The 18,357-nt window shown below is 67.5% G+C and carries 14 protein-coding genes and 1 pseudogene; 13 read left to right on the top strand and 2 right to left on the bottom strand.

Annotated elements, in window-relative coordinates; genetic code table 11:
• Positions 1 to 164: 164 nt before the first annotated feature.
• The 4 genes from OKA11_RS20460 to OKA11_RS20445 all read left to right on the top strand — a co-directional run bounded on the left by OKA11_RS20460 (position 165) and on the right by OKA11_RS20445 (position 5,787).
• Positions 165 to 503: a hypothetical protein gene (locus tag OKA11_RS20460; protein ID WP_267223707.1), complete on the top strand. Its 339-nt coding sequence runs from the start codon at positions 165 to 167 to the stop codon at positions 501 to 503.
• Between the two features lie 122 nt (positions 504 to 625).
• On the top strand, positions 626 to 2,818 hold the full coding sequence (locus OKA11_RS20455) for a response regulator (protein WP_267223705.1): 2,193 nt from the start codon (positions 626 to 628) through the stop codon (positions 2,816 to 2,818).
• A 537-nt stretch (positions 2,819 to 3,355) separates the two neighbouring features.
• Complete coding sequence (locus tag OKA11_RS20450; protein ID WP_267223703.1) at positions 3,356 to 5,140, top strand: ShlB/FhaC/HecB family hemolysin secretion/activation protein; 1,785 nt, start codon at positions 3,356 to 3,358, stop codon at positions 5,138 to 5,140.
• Between the two features lie 86 nt (positions 5,141 to 5,226).
• On the top strand, positions 5,227 to 5,787 hold the full coding sequence (locus tag OKA11_RS20445) for a 2OG-Fe(II) oxygenase (protein WP_267223701.1): 561 nt from the start codon (positions 5,227 to 5,229) through the stop codon (positions 5,785 to 5,787).
• A gap of 383 nt (positions 5,788 to 6,170) precedes the next feature.
• Here the strand turns inward: OKA11_RS20445 and OKA11_RS20440 are convergent, their stop codons facing one another.
• Positions 6,171 to 6,629 carry a hypothetical protein gene (locus OKA11_RS20440; RefSeq protein WP_267223699.1) on the bottom strand — a complete coding sequence of 153 codons (459 nt, stop codon included), beginning with the start codon at positions 6,627 to 6,629 and terminating at the stop codon, positions 6,171 to 6,173.
• Positions 6,630 to 7,076: 447 nt separating this feature from the next.
• Between OKA11_RS20440 and OKA11_RS20435 the strand changes: the two are divergent.
• A pseudogene (locus OKA11_RS20435) lies at positions 7,077 to 7,367 on the top strand (autotransporter domain-containing protein); the annotation flags it as partial.
• A gap of 45 nt (positions 7,368 to 7,412) precedes the next feature.
• Here OKA11_RS20435 and OKA11_RS20430 read toward each other — a convergent pair.
• On the bottom strand, positions 7,413 to 8,627 hold the full coding sequence (locus OKA11_RS20430; protein ID WP_267223698.1) for a sensor histidine kinase: 1,215 nt from the start codon (positions 8,625 to 8,627) through the stop codon (positions 7,413 to 7,415).
• A 601-nt stretch (positions 8,628 to 9,228) separates the two neighbouring features.
• On the opposite strand from OKA11_RS20430, the gene cpaB reads away from it, so the two are divergent.
• Genes cpaB through OKA11_RS20390 form a run of 8 tightly spaced genes read left to right on the top strand, consistent with a single transcriptional unit; the run spans position 9,229 to position 18,336 of the window.
• Positions 9,229 to 10,182 (top strand): Flp pilus assembly protein CpaB, encoded by a 954-nt coding sequence (gene cpaB / locus OKA11_RS20425; RefSeq protein WP_267223697.1) that lies wholly within the window; start codon positions 9,229 to 9,231, stop codon positions 10,180 to 10,182.
• A gap of 5 nt (positions 10,183 to 10,187) precedes the next feature.
• On the top strand, positions 10,188 to 11,423 hold the full coding sequence (locus OKA11_RS20420) for a type II and III secretion system protein family protein (RefSeq protein ID WP_267223695.1): 1,236 nt from the start codon (positions 10,188 to 10,190) through the stop codon (positions 11,421 to 11,423).
• Position 11,424: 1 nt separating this feature from the next.
• Positions 11,425 to 12,591, top strand: coding sequence for an AAA family ATPase (locus tag OKA11_RS20415; protein ID WP_267223694.1), 1,167 nt, complete (start codon positions 11,425 to 11,427; stop codon positions 12,589 to 12,591).
• Positions 12,588 to 13,946 carry a CpaF family protein gene (locus OKA11_RS20410; RefSeq protein ID WP_267223693.1) on the top strand — a complete coding sequence of 453 codons (1,359 nt, stop codon included), beginning with the start codon at positions 12,588 to 12,590 and terminating at the stop codon, positions 13,944 to 13,946. The genes OKA11_RS20415 and OKA11_RS20410 overlap by 4 nt, the downstream gene beginning before the upstream one ends.
• Positions 13,940 to 14,842, top strand: a complete 903-nt coding sequence (locus OKA11_RS20405) for a type II secretion system F family protein (RefSeq protein ID WP_267223692.1) — start codon at positions 13,940 to 13,942, stop codon at positions 14,840 to 14,842. The genes OKA11_RS20410 and OKA11_RS20405 overlap by 7 nt, the downstream gene beginning before the upstream one ends.
• The gene (locus OKA11_RS20400) at positions 14,842 to 15,747 is read left to right on the top strand and encodes a type II secretion system F family protein (protein WP_267223691.1); all 906 of its coding nucleotides are present in this window, start codon (positions 14,842 to 14,844) and stop codon (positions 15,745 to 15,747) included. The genes OKA11_RS20405 and OKA11_RS20400 overlap by 1 nt, the downstream gene beginning before the upstream one ends.
• Entirely contained in the window at positions 15,744 to 16,505 is a 762-nt protein-coding gene (locus OKA11_RS20395) for a tetratricopeptide repeat protein (RefSeq protein WP_267223690.1), read from the top strand. The genes OKA11_RS20400 and OKA11_RS20395 overlap by 4 nt, the downstream gene beginning before the upstream one ends.
• A complete protein-coding gene (locus OKA11_RS20390) occupies positions 16,498 to 18,336 on the top strand; it encodes a TadG family pilus assembly protein (protein ID WP_267223689.1) in 1,839 nt (612 codons plus the stop codon). The genes OKA11_RS20395 and OKA11_RS20390 overlap by 8 nt, the downstream gene beginning before the upstream one ends.
• The last annotated feature ends 21 nt before the right edge of the window (positions 18,337 to 18,357 follow it).

Raw genomic sequence — 18,357 nt, 5'->3', positions numbered from 1 at the left:
GTCCGCTATGGGGCGTAAACGGCCGCTCGAATTTGTCCAGGCGCCCTGGCTCTGAAATCACCTTCCGCCTTTGTCGCCGGGCAAGATCGTCGCGATCCCCAGGTCGGAAGGAAAATGATCGAATTGTTAACCCATGAAGAAAAGAACTGTGCTTGAATATGTAAATGGCCGTAGCACAGCGCAGCGATGACGACCGTCCCACTCTCCGCGATTTTGCTCCCGCGGGTGGACTTCTGGCCTTGCTGCTGGCGCTGCTTGCCGCCGCCGCGGTGATGCAGGCGGCGGATTCGGGGCGTTATCTGGTCGTGGCCGGGCGCGGCATGGGACTGGGAGAGACGGTCGCGCTGGTCCAGCGCTCGCACGGCAGGCTGATCGGCGCGGGCGCCTTGCCGAACAGTCTGGTGGTGGATTCGGCGGCTCCCGATTTCGCATCGTCCATGCGCAAGGCCGGCGCGTGGATGGTGATCGGTACGAGCGCAAGGGCCGCTTGTGAGGGCAATTAGAGCGTTTTTCGAACGGAGTGGAACACGCGGTGACTCGGAAAAACGCGGAAAACAAAGAATCTGGAGAGCCCGATCTGATTCGATCAGATCGGAAAGCGCTCTAAGGCGGGGAGAGGGGGCAGATGATTACGGAACTCGACACGCTGCGGCGCCGGGTCGGCCGCTTCCTGCTGTTCCTCGTCTGGGCCCATGTGCCGCTGCTGGCGGGCGTGGCGGTGATGACCCGCAATTCCGCCTGGCGGGCCGCGCTTGCCGGGGTGGCGCTGGCGGGATGCTATCACCTGATATGGCACCGCCGCGGGATTTCGCGGGCGACGCGCTATGTTTCGGCGGTGGTGCTGATCGGGGAACCGGCGGTCCTGCTGGTCCTGCTGCGGGGGCATCCCTGGCAGATGGACATGCACATGTACTTCTTCGCGATGTTCGCGGTGACCATCGCCTGGTGCGACCGGCTGGCGATCCTCGTCGCCGCCGTGGCGACGATACTGCATCACCTGGTGCTGCTCTATCTCCTGCCCCTGGTCGTTTTCCCCGGTGGCGGCAGCGTGGAGCGGGTCGTCCTGCATGCCGTGATCGTCCTGTTCCAGACGGCGGTCCTGGTCTGGCTGAGCGACCGTCTGGTCGAGAGTTTCGCGCGGCAGAAAGGACTGGCCGACGAGATCCTGGCAAAGAACGAGGCGCTGGAGGCGCGGACCCGCGAAGCGGAAGAGGCCAATCGCGCCAAGAGCCTCTTCCTCGCCAACATGAGCCACGAAATCCGCACGCCGATGAACGCGATCCTGGGCTTCTGCCATCTGATCGGCCGCAGCCGGCTCGACGTCCGGCAGAAGGACTACGTCGCCAAGATCAACCAGGCGGGCAATTCGCTGCTGCGGGTCATCAACGACATTCTCGACTTCTCGAAGAACGAGGCGGGCAAGCTGTCGCTCGAAGCGCATCCGTTCGACGTGCGCGCCGCCGTCGAGGCCCAGCGCCAGCTGATGGCCCACGATGCCGAATGCGCCGGCGTCATGGTCGTGACCGAGATCGCTGCGGACGTTCCCCGGCGCCTCTGCGGGGACGAGATCCGCTTCGGGCAGGTCCTGCTCAATCTGCTGAACAATGCGGTGAAATTCTCCCCCGGGGGCATGGTCCGGGTCGGGCTGACGGCCGAAGCGGACGGGGAGGGCCGCGTCGTCCTCACGCTTTGCGTGGCCGACACCGGCATCGGCATGACCGCGCAGCAGCAGGCGGGCCTGTTCACCTCCTTCACCCAGGCCGACAGCACCACGACCCGGCGCTTCGGCGGCACTGGCCTCGGGCTGGCGATCTGCCGGCAGATCCTGGAGCAGATGGGGGGCGGCATCGCGGTGGCGAGCGCGCCGGGCGAGGGCAGCACGTTCACGTGCCGAATGCCGATGCTGCGGGCGGCGGACGGGCCGCGCGACGTGTCCGTCCCCGACTGGGTGAAGGGCCTGCGGGTGCTCGCCGCCGACGACAATTCCGCCTCGCGCCAGATCATGCGGGAGGTGCTGGCCGGATGGGGCATGTCGCTCGACCTCGTGGCTTCGGGAAGCGAGGCGCTGAGCGCGCTGCGGGCGGCCGAGGAGATCGCCCGGCCCTACGATCTGGTCCTGCTCGACTGGAAGATGCCGGGGCTCGACGGTCTGGAAACGGCGCAGGCGATCCGCACGGTGCTGCGCGGCCTGTTGCTGCCCAAGACGATCCTCGTCACGGCCTACGGCACCGAAGAAGCGGTACTGGGGACCGGTGCGGACGTCATCGACGGATTCCTGCCCAAGCCGCTGGTGCCTGAGACGCTTCTCGAGACGATGGTGGCGGTCTTTGCCGGCGCGGGCTTCACGGAGGGCAGCGCGCTGGCGGGGCCGATCGCACCGGCCGTTTCACCGCGCCTGCGCGGGCTGCGCGTGCTGCTGGTGGAGGATAACGAGATCAACCGCGAGATCGGCACCGAACTGCTGCGCGATGCCGGGCTGGAGGTCGACTGCGCGGCCGACGGCCTGGCCGCCTGTGCGCGGGTGGAGGCGCGGCAGGGCGCTTACGCCGCGATCCTGATGGATGTGCAGATGCCGGAAATGGACGGGCTTGAAGCCACCCGGGTGATCCGCAGGAACTGGCCGGTGGAGCGCTTGCCGATCATCGCGATGACCGCGCATGCTTACGAGGAGGAGCGCCAGCGATGCCTTGCGGCCGGCATGAACGATCATGTCGCCAAGCCGGTGGATCCGGCCGTGCTGATCCGCACGCTCGAACGCTGGCTGGTGCGATCGTCTGTTCCCGAGGCTCTTCCGGGCGAGGCGAGCGGACAAGGTTGAGCCGGTCCGGTTGCGTCTTGCCGCCGATCTGGTTGTTACGGCGCGCGGATCGGGCAGGCCATTTCCCCGTTGGATGGGCGCTTTGCGCAGGCGCGATCCGGGTGGAGCGATCGCCCGGGCATCTTTGCGGCTGCGAAAATAATTAAGCTATATCAATTTATTAAACGTCATGTCCGGCCCCGTTCCCCGGGGGCGTCCGGGGCTGGTGGCGGGCCGCGCGCTGGCGCCGCCGGCAGGTCTTGCCGGCTTTCCGCAAGCCTGTTGCGTGGGCCCGCCGGGATTGGTTTCACCCCGGACATGTCGCCGCCGGTGCAGTTCGGCCCGCCCCGCGCCGATACCCTCGCAGCGGCTCCTCTTTGCCGTGCGGTGCCCCGCCGCACGACCTAGTGGATTGCTTCTGACATTCGCAAACCCATCCCATTCGCCAGGGGATGCAAATGCCAGAATCAATCCACTGGACCGGAGCGGCAGCAGCGGAGCGCATCCACCGTGCGAGCCGATTGCGCGGCCCGGGTGATCCCGGCGGGAGGTACTGAAATGACAGTCGAGACTATTCCCATCCTGTTGCCTGCGTGCCGGTTGGACACGCGTGCCGGATCGCCTGCGCGCCCCGGCATGGGCCGCCGCGTGCTGGTTGCGGTTACCCTGCTCATGGCGATGTTGATGGTGCCGCTCAGCCGTCCCGCGCGGGCCCAGATCGCCGACCAGGCCAATCCCGTGCCGACGATCGACCGCGATCGCATCGACCGCGCGGTTCCGGTCCTGCCGCGCCCCGCGCAAGGCGATCCGGTTCCTGCGCCGCCGACCGTCGCCCCGGCCATCGTTCCGCCCGCCGGACTCACGGCAGAGGGGCCGGGGGCAGAGGGGCCGCTGTCCGCTGCCGTGCTCACCGGGGTGCGCTTCGACGGCAGCACTCTTGCCGAAGCAACCCTGGCGGCCAGCGTGCGCCCATGGATCGGCAAGCCTCTGGACAAGGAGGTCCTGCAGGGCATCGCCAATGCGGTGACCGCGGCGTATGCGCGCAGCGATATTGCCTTCTACGCGGTATCGATCCCCCCACAGGCACCGACCGGCGGCGTGCTGCTGGTGCGCGCGGTGGAGGGGCGGGTCGTCGATTATGCGCTCGGCCACCGGACGCCGAGCACCCCCACGCGCCTGATCGACCGGCGCATGAAACGGCTTATGAAGGAGATGCCGACACGCCGTTCCACGCTCGAGCGCACCCTGTCGCTGCTGCGCGACATTCCCGGACAGCGGGTTGAGGCGAAGCTGCGGCGGACCGCCCGGCCCGGCGAACTGGCGCTCGACCTTGAGGTGAAGCGCAAGCAGATCGAACTGGGCGTCAACCTCAACAACGGCGGCGTGGTCAACGTGACTTCCGGCGTGCAGGCCCAGGTCACGGTGGCGGCGAACGGGCTGCTGCGCGAAGCGGACGTCACGCGTGCTTCCGCCTATCTGTCGTTCCAGCCGGCGCACTATCAGTTCTACACGCTCAGCCATGCGACGCCGCTGGGCAGCGACGGAACCACGCTGGGGGTGAGCGGCGCCTATGTCCGCACCCGCACCCGCACGAGCGACATCCTCGGCGAAGCGCGCCAGCTGGGCATCGCCCTGTCGCATCCCGTGATCCGCTCGTATCGCCGCAATCTCACGGTGCAGGCCTCGCTCGACGGCGCCAACAGCAGCAACTACTACCTCGATACCGCCTTCGGGCAATTCCGCACCCGCGCCCTGCGGCTGGGGGCGTCCTGGAGCGCGATCGGCAAGACCGGCGGCTATGCCGTTTCGGCCACGATCAGCCAGGGGCTCGATGCGCTGGGCGCGCGGCCGCTGGCCGGCTATTCGCAGGCCGATTTCCGCAAGGCCAATGCCCAGACCACGTTTGTCAAGCAGGTCGGCGCCAAGGTTTCGCTTCAGGCGACCCTGCGCGGCCAGTACACGCGCGACCGGCTGGCGACGACCGAACGGTTCTCGCTGGGAGGGGAAGGCGCGGGCCTTGCCTACCGGACCGGGATCGTCACTGCGGACAAGGCGGTGGCGGGGCAGGTGCAAGTGGCGTGGCAGCTCATCGGCGGTGCGCAAGGCAAGCGGGCACTGACGGCCTTTGTCTATGGCGACGGTGTGCTTGCCCATAGTTTCGCCAGGCCGACGTACGGCTTGAAGGCTGCCGACTATTCGCTGGCGACGGCGGGGGGCGGAGTGCGGGTATCGCCGCTTCCGGGCTGGATCGTCGAGGCACAGGTGGCGGCCCCAGTCAAGAGTATTTCGCCGAATTACAGCAAAAAAGCGCGGTTCCTGTTCAGTCTGGCCCGCTCGCTCTGAACGCTTTTGCGTATACGCAAAACGGTTGAGCGGTGCCCCGGATCGCCGGAGGTCCGATGATGAAAAGTTGTGATGTGGGAGGGGACATGAAAAACGTCTGGGAAGTCTGGCCAAAGGCACTGAGCGAGGCGGAGTGTGACGCGATCGTCAATCGCGCGGCGCACTATGCTCCTCAGGATGCGACGGTCGGTTTTGCGGCGGACCTGCGCAGCGATCACATCCAGCGCAGCGCGACCATCCGCTGGTTCGATGCGGGGCGGGAGAAGGACATCGTCTCGCGCATCATGTCCTTTGTGCATTCGTCGAACCGCTCGAACTTCGGCGCCGACATCGTTGCGCCGTTCGAACTGCAGTTCACCGAGTACCACGCGACAAACAAGGGGCATTACGACTGGCATCAGGACGTCTGGCTGGAATCGAACCGTCCGTTCGCGCGCAAGCTTTCGGTTGTCGTGCAGCTTTCGGCCCCCGGCGATTACGATGGAGGACAGTTCGAGTTCTTCGGCATCCAGAACCCCGGGCCGACCTTTGCCGATCGCGGCAGCCTGCTGATCTTTCCCTCGTTTCTCCAGCACCGTGTGCTGTCCGTCAGCCAGGGCAGCCGCAAGAGCCTGGTGACGTGGATCGAAGGCCCGAACTGGCGCTGAGGGTCCGTTTGAACAATGCCCGAAACGGCATTGTGAGGGCTGGTGCCGGATCATGCCTACGCCGCCCAGGCCGCGCGGACACATTCAGCGGGGAGCGGAGCGACCGCGTGGGGTGGGAAGCGGACGCTGCCCCAACCACCCGCTCATGCTGAGCTTGTCGAAGCATGGGAGACGCGGTGCCCTGCCTCGCGGGCCTTCGACAAGCTCAGGCTGAGCGGGTTTAGTCTGTTTTGGGTGGATTGCGGCCATTGCTCCATCCACTCCGCTCATGCTGAGCTTGTCGAAGCATGGAGCCACAGCGCCCAGCCTCGGGGCCTTCGACAGGCTCAGGCTGAGCGGGATGGAGATGTCTGATTTGGGTGGTTAGCTGCCGCTCCAGATTTTCAGATAAGGTTGTTATCGACGAACATTTCGGCGAACTGCTGCGCCAACAGTTCCACATTATTTTTGTCCGCGATTTGCTGATTCTTGGTCCACATTTCGCGGATTAATTCCGGCATGTTCTCGGGTAGTTCCATCGTGGTGGCGATAGCATTATGCCATGTTCCGTCACCGCCGAAAGTGGAGGTGAGCTTTGGAGTCATCGCCTCTAGGCGCGATACGTCGTCCTCGGAGAGGTTATCGAGAGACCAGAGAACGTAAAGCTCCAGCAGCCGAAGCATCGGCTTTCCAGCGTAGCGTTCAAAATTATTGCTGGTGACTGTTTCAGGAGTGGTCGCCGCAGCTTTCTTTTTCGACCACGGCCAACCCATATTGCCTCCCATAAGCTCTTGGAAGGCATGGACTGCCATGACGCCGAAAGGTCCGCAATGGGGCGATAGCTGCCGCTCGAATTTGTCCACGCCGCCAAGGCTCCACGGTGCCACGAAAAAATGGAACCGGATCGACGGTATTTTTTGCGGGCAGGGTGGGGCGCGCGTGCAAGGAATGCACGTGGAGCGCAAATGCCCCGGAATCTTTCCGCGATCAGTGGGATTGCGAGCGATATTGCGAAACTACCACCGCATGATGCGGTGATTTTTGTAAGTATTGATCAATAATAACCATCCGATCAGAACTCAATTATCGTTGATTTATTGTAAATATTGCCGATTATCTGTCCTTGCCGTGAAGGCTGCCGCGAGCATCCGGATCATCGTCCGGCGGTTCTACGCGCTTTCCAATTCGGTTTTCCCACCGGACTGGCAAACGCTCCATGGAAGGAGGCGAACGTGCGCTTCGATACCATCTTGTTCCAGTACGGCGCGCTGGGCAGCATCGCCAGCCCCGACACCACCGTCTATGGCGCCATGCTCGCAGCGATCGACGGTATCGATGCCAACCTCGATATCGGCCCTTGCGTCAGCTATTCGACCGACACGGTCTATGATCGCAGTCATTACCAGCTTCGCCGGCAGATCAGCTGGAGCGGCTTTTCCGACCAGCCGAGAACAAACGTGAGCGGAGACAACGCCGCCGCAACCGTCGAGGCTGGTAGCATCCTGCAGTTCGGCGCCCTTCGGGCGCAACCCTTCGCCGGGCTGCACTACCGCTATGCTGATGTGAAAGGATTTGTCGAACACGGTGGTGCGGCCGCTCTGGCCGCGGCGCAGTCCAAGACGCAGTCCGTTCGCAGCAGCATTGGCCTACGTGCCTCGCTCGTCGCGGCATTGCACGGTGATCGACACGAAGGCCGGTCCCAGCGAGGCGGCTACCCGCACCGTGCCCTTGCGCTTGCTGCCGTCGGCGTGGATGAAGGCGGCAAAGGCATTGAGCAGGGCGGCCACCGCCATCATCTCCAGCGCGCCGTGATGGGCGGGCACGGGATGCTCCAGCGCATCGCCGCCAATCTCGAGCACGACGCCGTGATGGCGCACGTTGGACCGGGTGGCCGCGACTGCCCGGGCCAGCACGTCGCGCACGGTCAGATGGCCGGGCTCGCCCTGACTGTCGCGCCCGAAGCTGCGAAACAGCGAGAGGATCTGCGCGGCCGCCTCGGTATGCGTGGAGATCCGGGCGATCCGGTCGGCGAGGTTGGCCTTGGTCTGGGCGTCGATGTCCAGCTGGTCGATGATGTAGCCCATGTTGCCATTGGCCATCGAGATGACGTTGAGCGGCTGGGCCAGATCGTGGAGCATGCCGCTGGTGACGCGGCCAAGCAGCAGGTCGCGGGTGACCGGCACCAGCCCCTCCTCGCCCCACGACAGCAGGCGCGCGTCGGCTACTGCCAGGCGGCGGGCCAGGCCGGCGCCGAGATAGGCGGCCAAAGGCATGCCGATGATCGTGATGGCGGCGCCGGACTGGCCGAATTGCGCAGGGCCGATTTGCATCAGGCCGAATTGCGGCAGCGCGGCGGCGCGGCAGGCGATCACCAGGGCCAGCACCACGATCCAGACCCAGCGGGGCGGTTGCAGCGCCAGGGTCAGCCGCCGCTGCGGCATGAACAGCCCGGCCATCGCCAGGCTCACCAGGGTCCAGGATTCCGGGGCCTGCTGGGCCGGGCCGCTCACCAGCAGGTTGATGCCGAGGACAAGCGTGACCAGCCCCAGCTTGAGCCGCCGGTTGAGCACCACCAGTGCTCCCACGGCGAGGGCGGCCGCCATGGCGGTTTCCGGTGCATGGGGGAGCGCCAGTCCGAAGACGATCGCGCCCAGCGCGGTGACCAGCGGGAAGAACCGGGTGCCGTCCTCCCAGGCGCGCATCCGCAGCGCCAGTCCGGCCGGAAAGGCCGAGCCCTTGCCCGGGCTGCGCGGGCCCTTGCCGGCAGGCGGGGGCGAGCCGGGATCACCACCGGCGGCATCCCGCTCGCGCCGGGCGGTAAAGTCCGCCAGTTCGACCACGGTGCTGGTTGATCGGGTCATGTCCTGTGGAGTCCCTCAAGCTGACGCCGACCGGCAGTCGATAACGTCGTTGGCTCAGTCTTCATTGTCATGAACCTTGCCGGCAATTGCAATCGTACCAGCATCGCGGTGCCGCTGCGCGTCTGTAATGAACATGAATAGTTCCTTGGACCAGAAGGCAAGTCTTCAACGCGCAGGATTTTGTTTATTGGCGTCCCGTCCATCTGCCGATCAAGGCCTTGATCGTCCGTTGAAGCGGCGATGAATCAGGCGATTTGTGCGCTGCGACATTCTTTTCCACCAGGTTGGCGGCCAAGAACACTCCGTAAAAGAACCAATCCGAACACGATCGCAAGCAGATCCCCGCCGCAAAACGGGTCGGGAAGCCAGCATTTGGCGCCTGTTTGAGGCAAGCATCGGTTTGCGCGGGGAAGTGTAAAGTCATCGTATACCCAGCAATGCCCTCGCATCGGCTTTTTCTCCATGCCCCGATGTATCCCGATCCGGATACTCTGCGCAGGCAACATCGGTATTCGATCATGCAACCGGGGGAAACATTCATTCGTGGATGTCGGTGCTGACTATGGGATTTGCGTAAGCGCAAGATCTTGGGGGTTATTGCATGCGCTTGGGTTCGAAAGCGAAACTGACGATCGGCATCGGCCTCGTTGCGGCGGCCGGTTTCGCGGCGCTCGGGCTGCGGGAGATGGGCAAGGCCGGACGCGACGTGGCCGATCTGGCCGCAAGGGCCGCGGTCCGGCCCTCTACGCCGGTAGCGCCGCTGCTGGTCGCCACCACCCGCCCGATCCGGACCGGCGAGACGATCCGCGCCGACATGATCCGCAATGCCAAGGCCGATCCGATGCGGTTCCCCACCGCCGTTTCCGGCGCCGAAATCCTCGGAAAAGTGGCGACGCGGGACATTCCGGGCAATTCTCTGATCCCGCGCGAGGCGATCGGCCAGGAGACCAAGCTGGCCATCCGCGTGCCGATGGGCATGCGCGCGATCAGCATCGACACGACTGCCGAGATCGCGGTGGCGGGGCTCGTGCGGCCCGGTGACCGGGTCGACGTGCAGGTCGTCTATCCCGGCGAGGATGCGATCACCGGCGCGCGCGGCATGGGCCGCAGCGAGGCGCGGACGCTGTTGCAGATGGTGCCGGTCCTCGCCGTGGGCGACGTCGTTGTCGGCACGGCGGTTCAAGGCGGGACCGTGGCGAGTGCGGTGGGGCAGGGCGGGGCCGAAGTCAGCGCACCGCCGCCGCCGCCCGCCCGCACCGTGACGCTGGCCCTTTCACCCGAGCAGGTTTCGCGCCTCTCGCTCGCGAAGAGCACCGGCGCGCTCTATCTTTCGCTGCGCAATCCCGATGACACTGCGCAAGTCGCGCTTGCCGCGGATGACGGACCGCGTCCTCTGATCAGGGCTGTTCCGCGCGATCTGGCGCCCATGCAAAGGGCCGCACCCCGGCCGCCCGCACCGCGTCCCGTCAAGGCCCCGGCGCCCAGGGGGCACGCCATCGAACTCGTGGTCGGCGGCAACAGCGCAACCATCTATTCCGGGAGTGCCTCGCAGTGAAACCCATGACGGCATCCGGTCTCGCGCTTGCAGCGGCGCTGCTGGCGCTTCCTCCCGCACCGGCCCGCGCAAAAGAGGACGGCGCACAGGCCCGCGCACAAGAGGACGGCGGGCAGGCGCGGCGCGACACCCTGCAGGTCGGCGAGAAGCGGACCCTGTCCTATTCGCGCGACATCGGCCGCATCGAAGTGAGCCGCGAGGGCGTGCTCTCGGTCGCGGCGCCGACGTCCAGGTCGCTCAAGGTGAACGGCATCGGCGCCGGAGAGGCCGAACTTACCGTCTATGCCGCCGACGGCAGCGTGCTGGGGCAGTCGCTGGTGGCGGTGGGCAGCCCTCAAGCGCCTTCCGCCGGTGACCGTTCGGGCTTCACGGCGGGCGAGAAAGTCGTGGCGGTGGACGTGCAGTTCGCCGCCGTCTCCAGCTCGACGCTCAAGGAACTGGGCTTCAGCTTCACCAAGCTGGCGGGGGACCTGCAAGGCGCGGTGATCTCGCCCAGCAGCCTCAACGGCTTCAGCGCGGGCAGCGGCGGCCTCAACATCGATGCCTCCGCGCCGATCCAGAGCGCGTTCAACCTGTTCCTGTCCTCGTCGAGACACGGCATCGGCGCGGTGCTCAGCGCGCTGTCGTCGAACGGACTGTCGCAGCTGCTCGCCCAGCCGACGCTGCTGGTGCGCTCGGGCGAGCAGGCGAGTTTCCTGGCCGGCGGCGAGTTTCCGGTGCCGGTGCCGCAGTCCAACGGCGGCAACGGCAATACGATCTCGATCCAGTACAAGGAATTCGGGGTAAGACTGTCGGTCACCCCTTATGTACTGTCCAGCGATCATATTGTTCTCAAGCTGGCGCCCGAAGTCAGCGAGCTGGACTATGGAAACGGTGTCCAGCTTCAGGGGTACACGGTGCCCGGCATCCGGCGCCGCTCGGCGGAAACGACAGTGGAGCTGGGCAGCGGGCAGAGCTTCGTGATCGCCGGGCTCAACTACAGCAACAGCCAGGTGACCAAGGACAAGGTTCCGCTGCTGGGCGACATTCCGGTGCTGGGGGCCTTCTTCAAGCGCCAGCAGAACCAGAAGGAACGGCAGGAACTGATCATCGTGGCGACGCCGCGACTGGTCGAGCCCGAAGCGGTGCCGCCGAGCCTGCCTGCGGCGATGAAACCGCTCGATCCCTCGATCGGCCAGATGGTCCTGAACACAGACGGGGTCGAGCAGGCGACCAATTCCTTTGGCGTGGTGAGGCGCTGACATGCCGACGATCAACCTCCTTTCCGTCGACCGCGCGCTCGAACGCCGCCTTGCCGAGGCAGTGGGCGAGCATGTCGAGGTCGAGATGATCCAGTCGCTCGAACTGGCGGACCTGTCCGCACCGGGCCTCATCGTCATCGATCATGCCTCGGTTCCCTCCGAGCGCTCGCTGGCCTCGTCGATCGGGCAGGTGCTGCACGCCGCGCCGGGGCGCAGCGTGGTGGTCGCCACCGACGACATGTATGCCGAACACGTGCTGGGGGCGATCCGCGCCGGTGCCGCCGATGTCTTTGCCCGCAACGCCGAGAGCAGGCAGATCGGCGAGGTCATGACGCGGCTGCTCACCACGGCGCTGACCGCGCAGGGGCGGCTCGGCCGCTTCACCCTGGTCCTGGGCACCGATCCCGAGGCCATGGCGGTGCTGGCGACCGACATGGCGCTGGCGCACAGCCGGAACGAGACGCCCTGCCTGCTGATCGATTGCAGCCTGCCGTCGAGCACGGCGGAGGCCTATCTCGACCTCAAGGTCGATTACGGCCTCGCTGCCGCGGTCGCCGATCTGGGCCGCATGGACACCAGCCTGCTTTCCGATGCCCTGGCCCGGCACGAGGCGAGCGGACTGTCGCTGCTCACTTTCGACGGCGGCACCGGCGCCGAGCCGAGCGGGATCGGGCCGAGCGACATCGTCGGGCTGGTGCAACTGCTGCGCGCCAGTTTCGGGCAGGTCGTGCTGGGGGCGGGCAGCCTGCGTCATCCAGGGCTGCTGCGCGAACTGGCGGCGCAGGCGACCGCGGTGGAAGTGGTGTGCAGCCAGTCGATCCGCGAGCTCGACGCCTGCCGGCGCCTGCTGGAGAAGACCGCGCTCGATACCGCCACGACGGCGCGCCAGCGGCTGATCGTGTGGGACCACGATCCCCGCATCCTGCTCGACGGGCGGCGCATGGCGGACGTGCTGGGCATCGATGCGGTGCTGGGCGTCCCGGTGGACCGGGTGCGGGCGCGCAATGCGCTCAATGCCGGGCGGCCGATGATGCTCGACCGCGAGGCCGGGCCTTACGTCCAGGCGGTGCGCCGTGCCTGCAACATCGCCGCGCCGGTGACCGGCGCCCGCCTCAGGATCGACCGGATGCGCCAGGCGGTGCTGCGCCGGATGGAGAAGTCGGCATGAGCCTGCTGACCGCCGACGACGAGATCCTGCGCCACGCCGGTTCCGGCCGCCGCCATGCCGTGGCCCAGCCCACCGCGCAGCGCATGAGCGACAGCTATCAGGCGGTGAAGGCGCTCACCTGCCAGCAGGTGATCGACCAGCTGGAGGCGCAGGGCGTGACCGCCGAGGCGCTCGACCAGCGGGCGCTGCGGCTGGAGATCGAGCAGGTCATCTCCAGCCGCAGCCGCCGCGGCCAGCTGGCGCTCAACAGCGCGGAGCGGCTGGTGCTGATCGAGGACGTCGAGGACGAGGTGGTCGGCCTCGGGCCGCTGGCGCCCTTGCTGCGCGATCCCGGCATCGACGACATCATCGTCAACGGCGCCCACACCATCTACGTCGAGCGCGCGGGCCTGCTGGAGCAGGTGGAAACGCGCTTTCGCGACGATGCCCACCTGATGAACATCATCCAGCGGATCGTCGGCCCGATCGGCCGCCGGGTGGACGAGGCGACGCCGTTCGTCGACGCCCGGCTGGCCGACGGATCGCGCGTCAACATCGTCATCCCGCCGATCGCCCTCGACGGGCCGCTGGTCTCGATCCGCAAGTTCCGGCTGCAGGCGCTGACGCTGGAAGACTGCGTGGGCGGCGGGGTGATGAGCGCGGCGATGGCCGCCTATCTTGCCGCCGCCGTGCGCTCGCGCCTCAACATCCTGATCTGCGGCGGCACCGGGGCGGGCAAGTCGACGCTGCTCAACGTGCTGTCGGGCTGCATCGGCGAGCGCGAGCGGCTGGTCACCATCGAGGACGCGGCCGAACTGCAACTGCATCAGCGCCATGTCGTGCGCCTCGAAACGCGCCCGCCCAACGTCGAGGGCAGCCGCGAGGTCAGCGCCCGCGACCTCTTGCGCAATGCCCTGCGGATGCGGCCGGACCGCATCATCCTGGGCGAAGTGCGCGGGATCGAGGCGGTGGAGATGCTGCAGGCGATGTCGACCGGGCATGACGGGTCGATGGCGACGCTGCACGGCAATACCCCGCGCGATGCGCTGGCCCGTCTCGAGATGCTGCTGGGCTTTGCCGGACAGCAGAGCGACGTGCGCGCGATCCGCCGTTTCGTGGCCAACAGCGTCCACGTGATCGTCAATATCCAGCGTCTCGCCAACGGCACCCGGCGGATCACCTGCGTCACCGAAGTGACCGGCGTGGAGGGCGATGCCTATTCGCTCAACGACCTGTTCCGCTTCGAGGAAATGCCGCCCTTGTCGGGCGAGGGCACGTTCCGCACGCTGTCGCCCCGGCCCTATCACGCCGCGCGCCTGCGCGATTTCGTCATGCCCGGCATGCCCGGTGGTAGCGCGGGGAACGCGCCGTGGTGAGGGCGGGCGCCTATCTCGTTCTGGCGCTGCTGACGCTCGGCGCCCTCGCCTGGTACCTGCTGGCCGAGCGGGCGCGCGGTATCGCCGCGGTGGACCGGCGGCTGGCGCAGATGGTCGCGCCGAGCCGGACCGCGGCCACCGGGGCGACGCGGATCTCGGTGCCCGAACGCCTGGCGCCGCTGCTGGCGCAGGCCCAGGTCGAGATGACGCGGCAGGGCCTGCGCCAGCTGGCGCTTGCCGGGCTGGCGGTGGTGCTGGCGGCGCTGCTGCTGGCCGGGCCGGTCGCGGCGCTGGTGCTGGTGATCGGCGTGCCGATGGCCGGATATTCCTGGCTCCAGTCCCGAGCCCGCAAGCGGATCGAGGCGCTGACCGATGCCCTGCCGCTCTATCTCGACGGGGTGCGGCAGCTGCAGGCGGTGGGCAATTCGCTGTCGCAGGCGCTGGAACGGGCGCTGGCCGATGCCCCGGACGCGGTGCGCAGCTACTTCGCGGCGACCGGACGGCGGCTGGAGATGGGCGCGCCGGTTGCCGAGACGATGCAGCAGCTTGCCGACCGGCTGCGCGTTCCCGAAGTATCGATGCTGGCCGCCGCGATCCGCACCAACTTGCGGTTCGGCGGCTCGCTGGGAACCGCGCTGACCAACCTTGCCGCGATCCTGCGCGAGCGGGTGCGGATCCGGCGCGAGCTTTCGGCGGCCACTTCGGAATCGCGGATCAGCGCGCGCGTGCTGATCGCGATGCCGCTGCTCGCCATGGCGCTGCTGATGTTCATGAACCCGGGCTACCTCGACTTCTTCACCGGTGATCCGCGCGGGCAGAAGCTCTCGGTCTTCGCCATCGGGCTCGAGGCGCTGGGCATTGTCGTGGTGCGCCGGATGATGAGGCTCGCGTTCTGATGGCCTCGCTCGCCTCTCTTGCGCTGTTGTCGTTCGCGGCGGGCAGTCTGGCCGTGGCCGGTCTGGGGTTCCGCTTGCTGCGCGCGGATGCGCGGCTGCGGGAGCGGGTGAGCGCGCAAGGGCGGGGCGCCGCCGCGCCGCGTTCGCAAGGCGCCCTGATGCGCTACCCGTTGCCGCGCCTCTTTGCCGTGCGCGGGCGCGACCGAGACGAGGTGGAGCAGCGTCTGCGCAAGGCGGGCTATTTCGATCCGTCCGCCATCGAGGTCTTCGCCTGGCTGCGGGTCGGCGCGGCCATGCTGGCGGCGCTTGCCAGCATGGCCGTGTGCCTTGCGGTGACCGGCAATCCCTTCAAGCCGCTGTTCCCGACTTTCGCGCTGGCCGGTCTCACGTACATCGCGGCCAAGTACGTGCTGAGGATGCGGGCGGCGGGGCGCGAGCGCGTTCTCACTGCCGAGTTTCCATTCCTGCTCGATCTCATGCTGATGATGCTCGAAAGCGGCGTCTCGCTCGACCAGTGCTTCCGCGCCATCGCGCGCGAGGAACAGGTGGCGGTGCCCCGCCATGCGCGCCTCGTCGCGATGCTGGTCGAGGATCTCGATCGCGGGCAGGACTACCAGCTTGCGTTCGACCGCTGGGCGGCGCGCGTGGCGGTGAGCGGTTCGCGCGAACTGGCCACGGTTTTCCGCCAGTCGCTGTTCCACGGCATGGAACTGGTCCCGGCCTTGCGCGAATTCGTGCGCGAGTTCTCGCAGCGCCGGGTCGCCCGTGCGCGCGAGGCGATCGGCGCGATCACCGTGCGCATGGTGATCCTGATGCTGGTCTTCTTCATGCCCGCGCTGTTCATCGTGCTGGCCGGGCCGCCGGTCGCCGCGATCCTCGATACCTTGCGGAGTTCGGCCCCATGATCCTACCCGTCGCCTTGCGTCGCCATGGCCGCTTGTTGCTGGCACTGTCGCTGGTTGCCCCCGCGCCCGCACCGGCGCTGGCGGCAGAGCGCGGTTCGCCGGTGGCGGGGCTGAGCGATCCGGCCGTGCAGGGCTCCACCCGCACGCTTTACCTGTCGCTGATCCGACAGGCGCGGGTGGATGGGCGGGCGCGGGCGGCGCTGGCCTATCTCGACGATTTCGACCGCCAGTATCCGCGCGACCGCGATGCCTTGATGCTGCGCGTGAATTGCCTGCTCGACCTTGGCCAGACCGATGCGGCGGAGGCGGCGCTGAAGCGCATTGCGCACAGCGCGCAAGACGGCGGCGTGCTGGAAGTGCGCGGCCATGTCGCGGCCGCGCAAGGCCGCTGGCAGCAGGCCGCCGCCGACTATGCCGAGGCGCTGGTGCAAAGCCCGGCCAATCCCCTGATCGGCAATGCGCTGGGCTATGCGCGGCTGCGCTCCGGCCAGCCGGAGCAGGCGGTGGAAGCGCTGAAGGCGGCCTACGATCTGGCCCCGCGCGAAGCGGTGATCCGCAACAACCTGGTGCTCGCGCTCACCGTGGCGGGGCGCGGCGGCGAGGCCGACACCGTGCTGGGATCGGTGCGCGACCCGGCCGCCCGTGCCCGGATCCGGCGCGAGGTTGCCGCGCAGGCGTCGTCGCTGGTCACTCCTTCTCCTGCTTCTTCCCCTGCCTCTGCCTCTGCCTCTGCCGACACCGGAGGGCAGCATGGCTAGCGCCGGGCGCGCAGTCCTGCGCCGTTTCGCCCGGCGGCTGGCGCGCGACCAGCGGGGCGTCGTCGGGCCTGCGGTGGCGGTCCTGGGGGTCATGCTGCTGTCGGCGGCGGGCATGGCGCTGGACAGCGGCCTCTACTATTTCGGCAATCGCGAACTGCGCTCCGCCACCGAGGCGGCGGCGCTGGCTGCGGCCATGTATCCCGACCAGGCCGGCGCCCGCGCGCAGGACTATCTGGTGCGCAACGGCTATTCCGATACGACCATCCTGCAGTCGGTCGAAGTCGGCCGGTACTGTGCGGATTCCCGTCTCGCTGCGGCCGACCGCTTCGACAGGAGCTATGCGCGGTGCCCGGGCAACGGCCTCAGCACGGCGGTGCGCATTCACACCACCAAGCCCAGCCGCCGCTACTTCTCCAGGCTGCTGGGGCCGATCAACCCGATCCCCGATCTGGCCGCCACCGCCACCGCGGCGCGGATCGACGAGGCGGGCGTCGGCGTCACCTCGGACGTGCTGACGAACGTCGTCTCGCCGCTGCTGGATTCGATCACGACGCCGCTGGTCTCGACGCTCAACAGCCTGCTCAGTTCGCTGCTGGGCACTCCGATCGCGCTCGGCAGGACCGATGTGCAGCGGCTGATGCAGGGCAATGTCAACGCGGGTCTGTTCTTCGACAAGCTCGCCGCGAAAGAAGGTTTCGCGGGGACCTACGGCGAACTGGCGAGCCGTTCCCACGGGCTGAAGGACATCGCCGAGGCCGCTGCCGAAGCGGCGGCCGACGCCGATACCCGGGCCGCGCTCACCGTCTTTGCAGGGCAGGTCGGCAATGGCTACAAGGTTCCGTTCAGCGGGCTGTTCGGCCTTGGCGTGTGGAAGAACATGCCGGTCGGCGGCGCCGCCAATCCGCAGGCGCTGCGTGCCGGGATGAACGCCTACCAGCTGCTGATCTACGCGGTGCAGGCCGGGCCGACTGCCGTCGATCTGTCGAGGGCGGTGAGCCTGCTGGTGCCGGTCAGCACCGTCAGGATCGGGCTGGTGTCGAGCGGTGCGGGCGATCGTCCCCGTTTCGCCTTCGGGCCTGCGGGCGAAACCTTCGTCGCCACTTCGGCGCTGCGGGTGCAGGTGCTGATCGACCTGCCGGTCAATCTTGCGGTCGCCTCGGTCAACGTGCACCTGCCGGTCATCCTCGACGTTGCCGCGGCGCAGGCGCAAGTGACCGGGATCAACTGCCCCAACACCGGCGAACAGGCCAGCGACACCACGGTGAACGTCCTGGCCAGTTCCGGCCTCGTCAATGCCTATGTCGGCGATGTGCCCGCCTTCGATCCGATGGCCAGGACGCTGCCCGCGCTGCAGGCGGCGGACTTCAGGCAGACCGAGATCGCCGAGATCTCGCTGCTGGGCATCGGCGCCACCGTCAGCGGCAGGGCGGTGGTGCAGCCGGTCGCGGGGGCGCAGAGCGCGGCGCTGACGTTCGGCCCCGGCGCGGGCACGCCGGCGCAGCCCGCGCATGCGCAGACGATCGGCAATGCGGTGAAGATCGGCCCCACCATCAGCAGCGTCACCACCAGCCTGCTGCGCTCGGACGGGCTCGATGTGAAGCTGGGCACGCCGGTCGGCTGCCTGCCGCTCGCCTGCTCGCTGCTGCAATCGACCGGCCTCTCGACCGTCACCGGCACCGTCCTGCCCGCGCTCGTGCAGCCGGTGACCGATCTGGTCGGCACGGTGGTCGATCCGCTGCTGACCAATGTGCTGACCGCGCTCGGCATCCAGCTTGGCACCGCGCGGGTCTGGACCACCGGGGCACGCTGCGGGGTGCCCGTGCTGGTGTGACATTCACGGACGCCGATGCCG

Origin of the sequence: Novosphingobium clariflavum, assembly GCF_026420865.1 — a bacterium.
Classification (GTDB): domain Bacteria; phylum Pseudomonadota; class Alphaproteobacteria; order Sphingomonadales; family Sphingomonadaceae; genus Novosphingobium; species Novosphingobium clariflavum.
The sequence above is the reverse complement of the archived record's forward strand: the minus strand, read 5'-3'. Positions and strand labels throughout refer to the sequence as shown.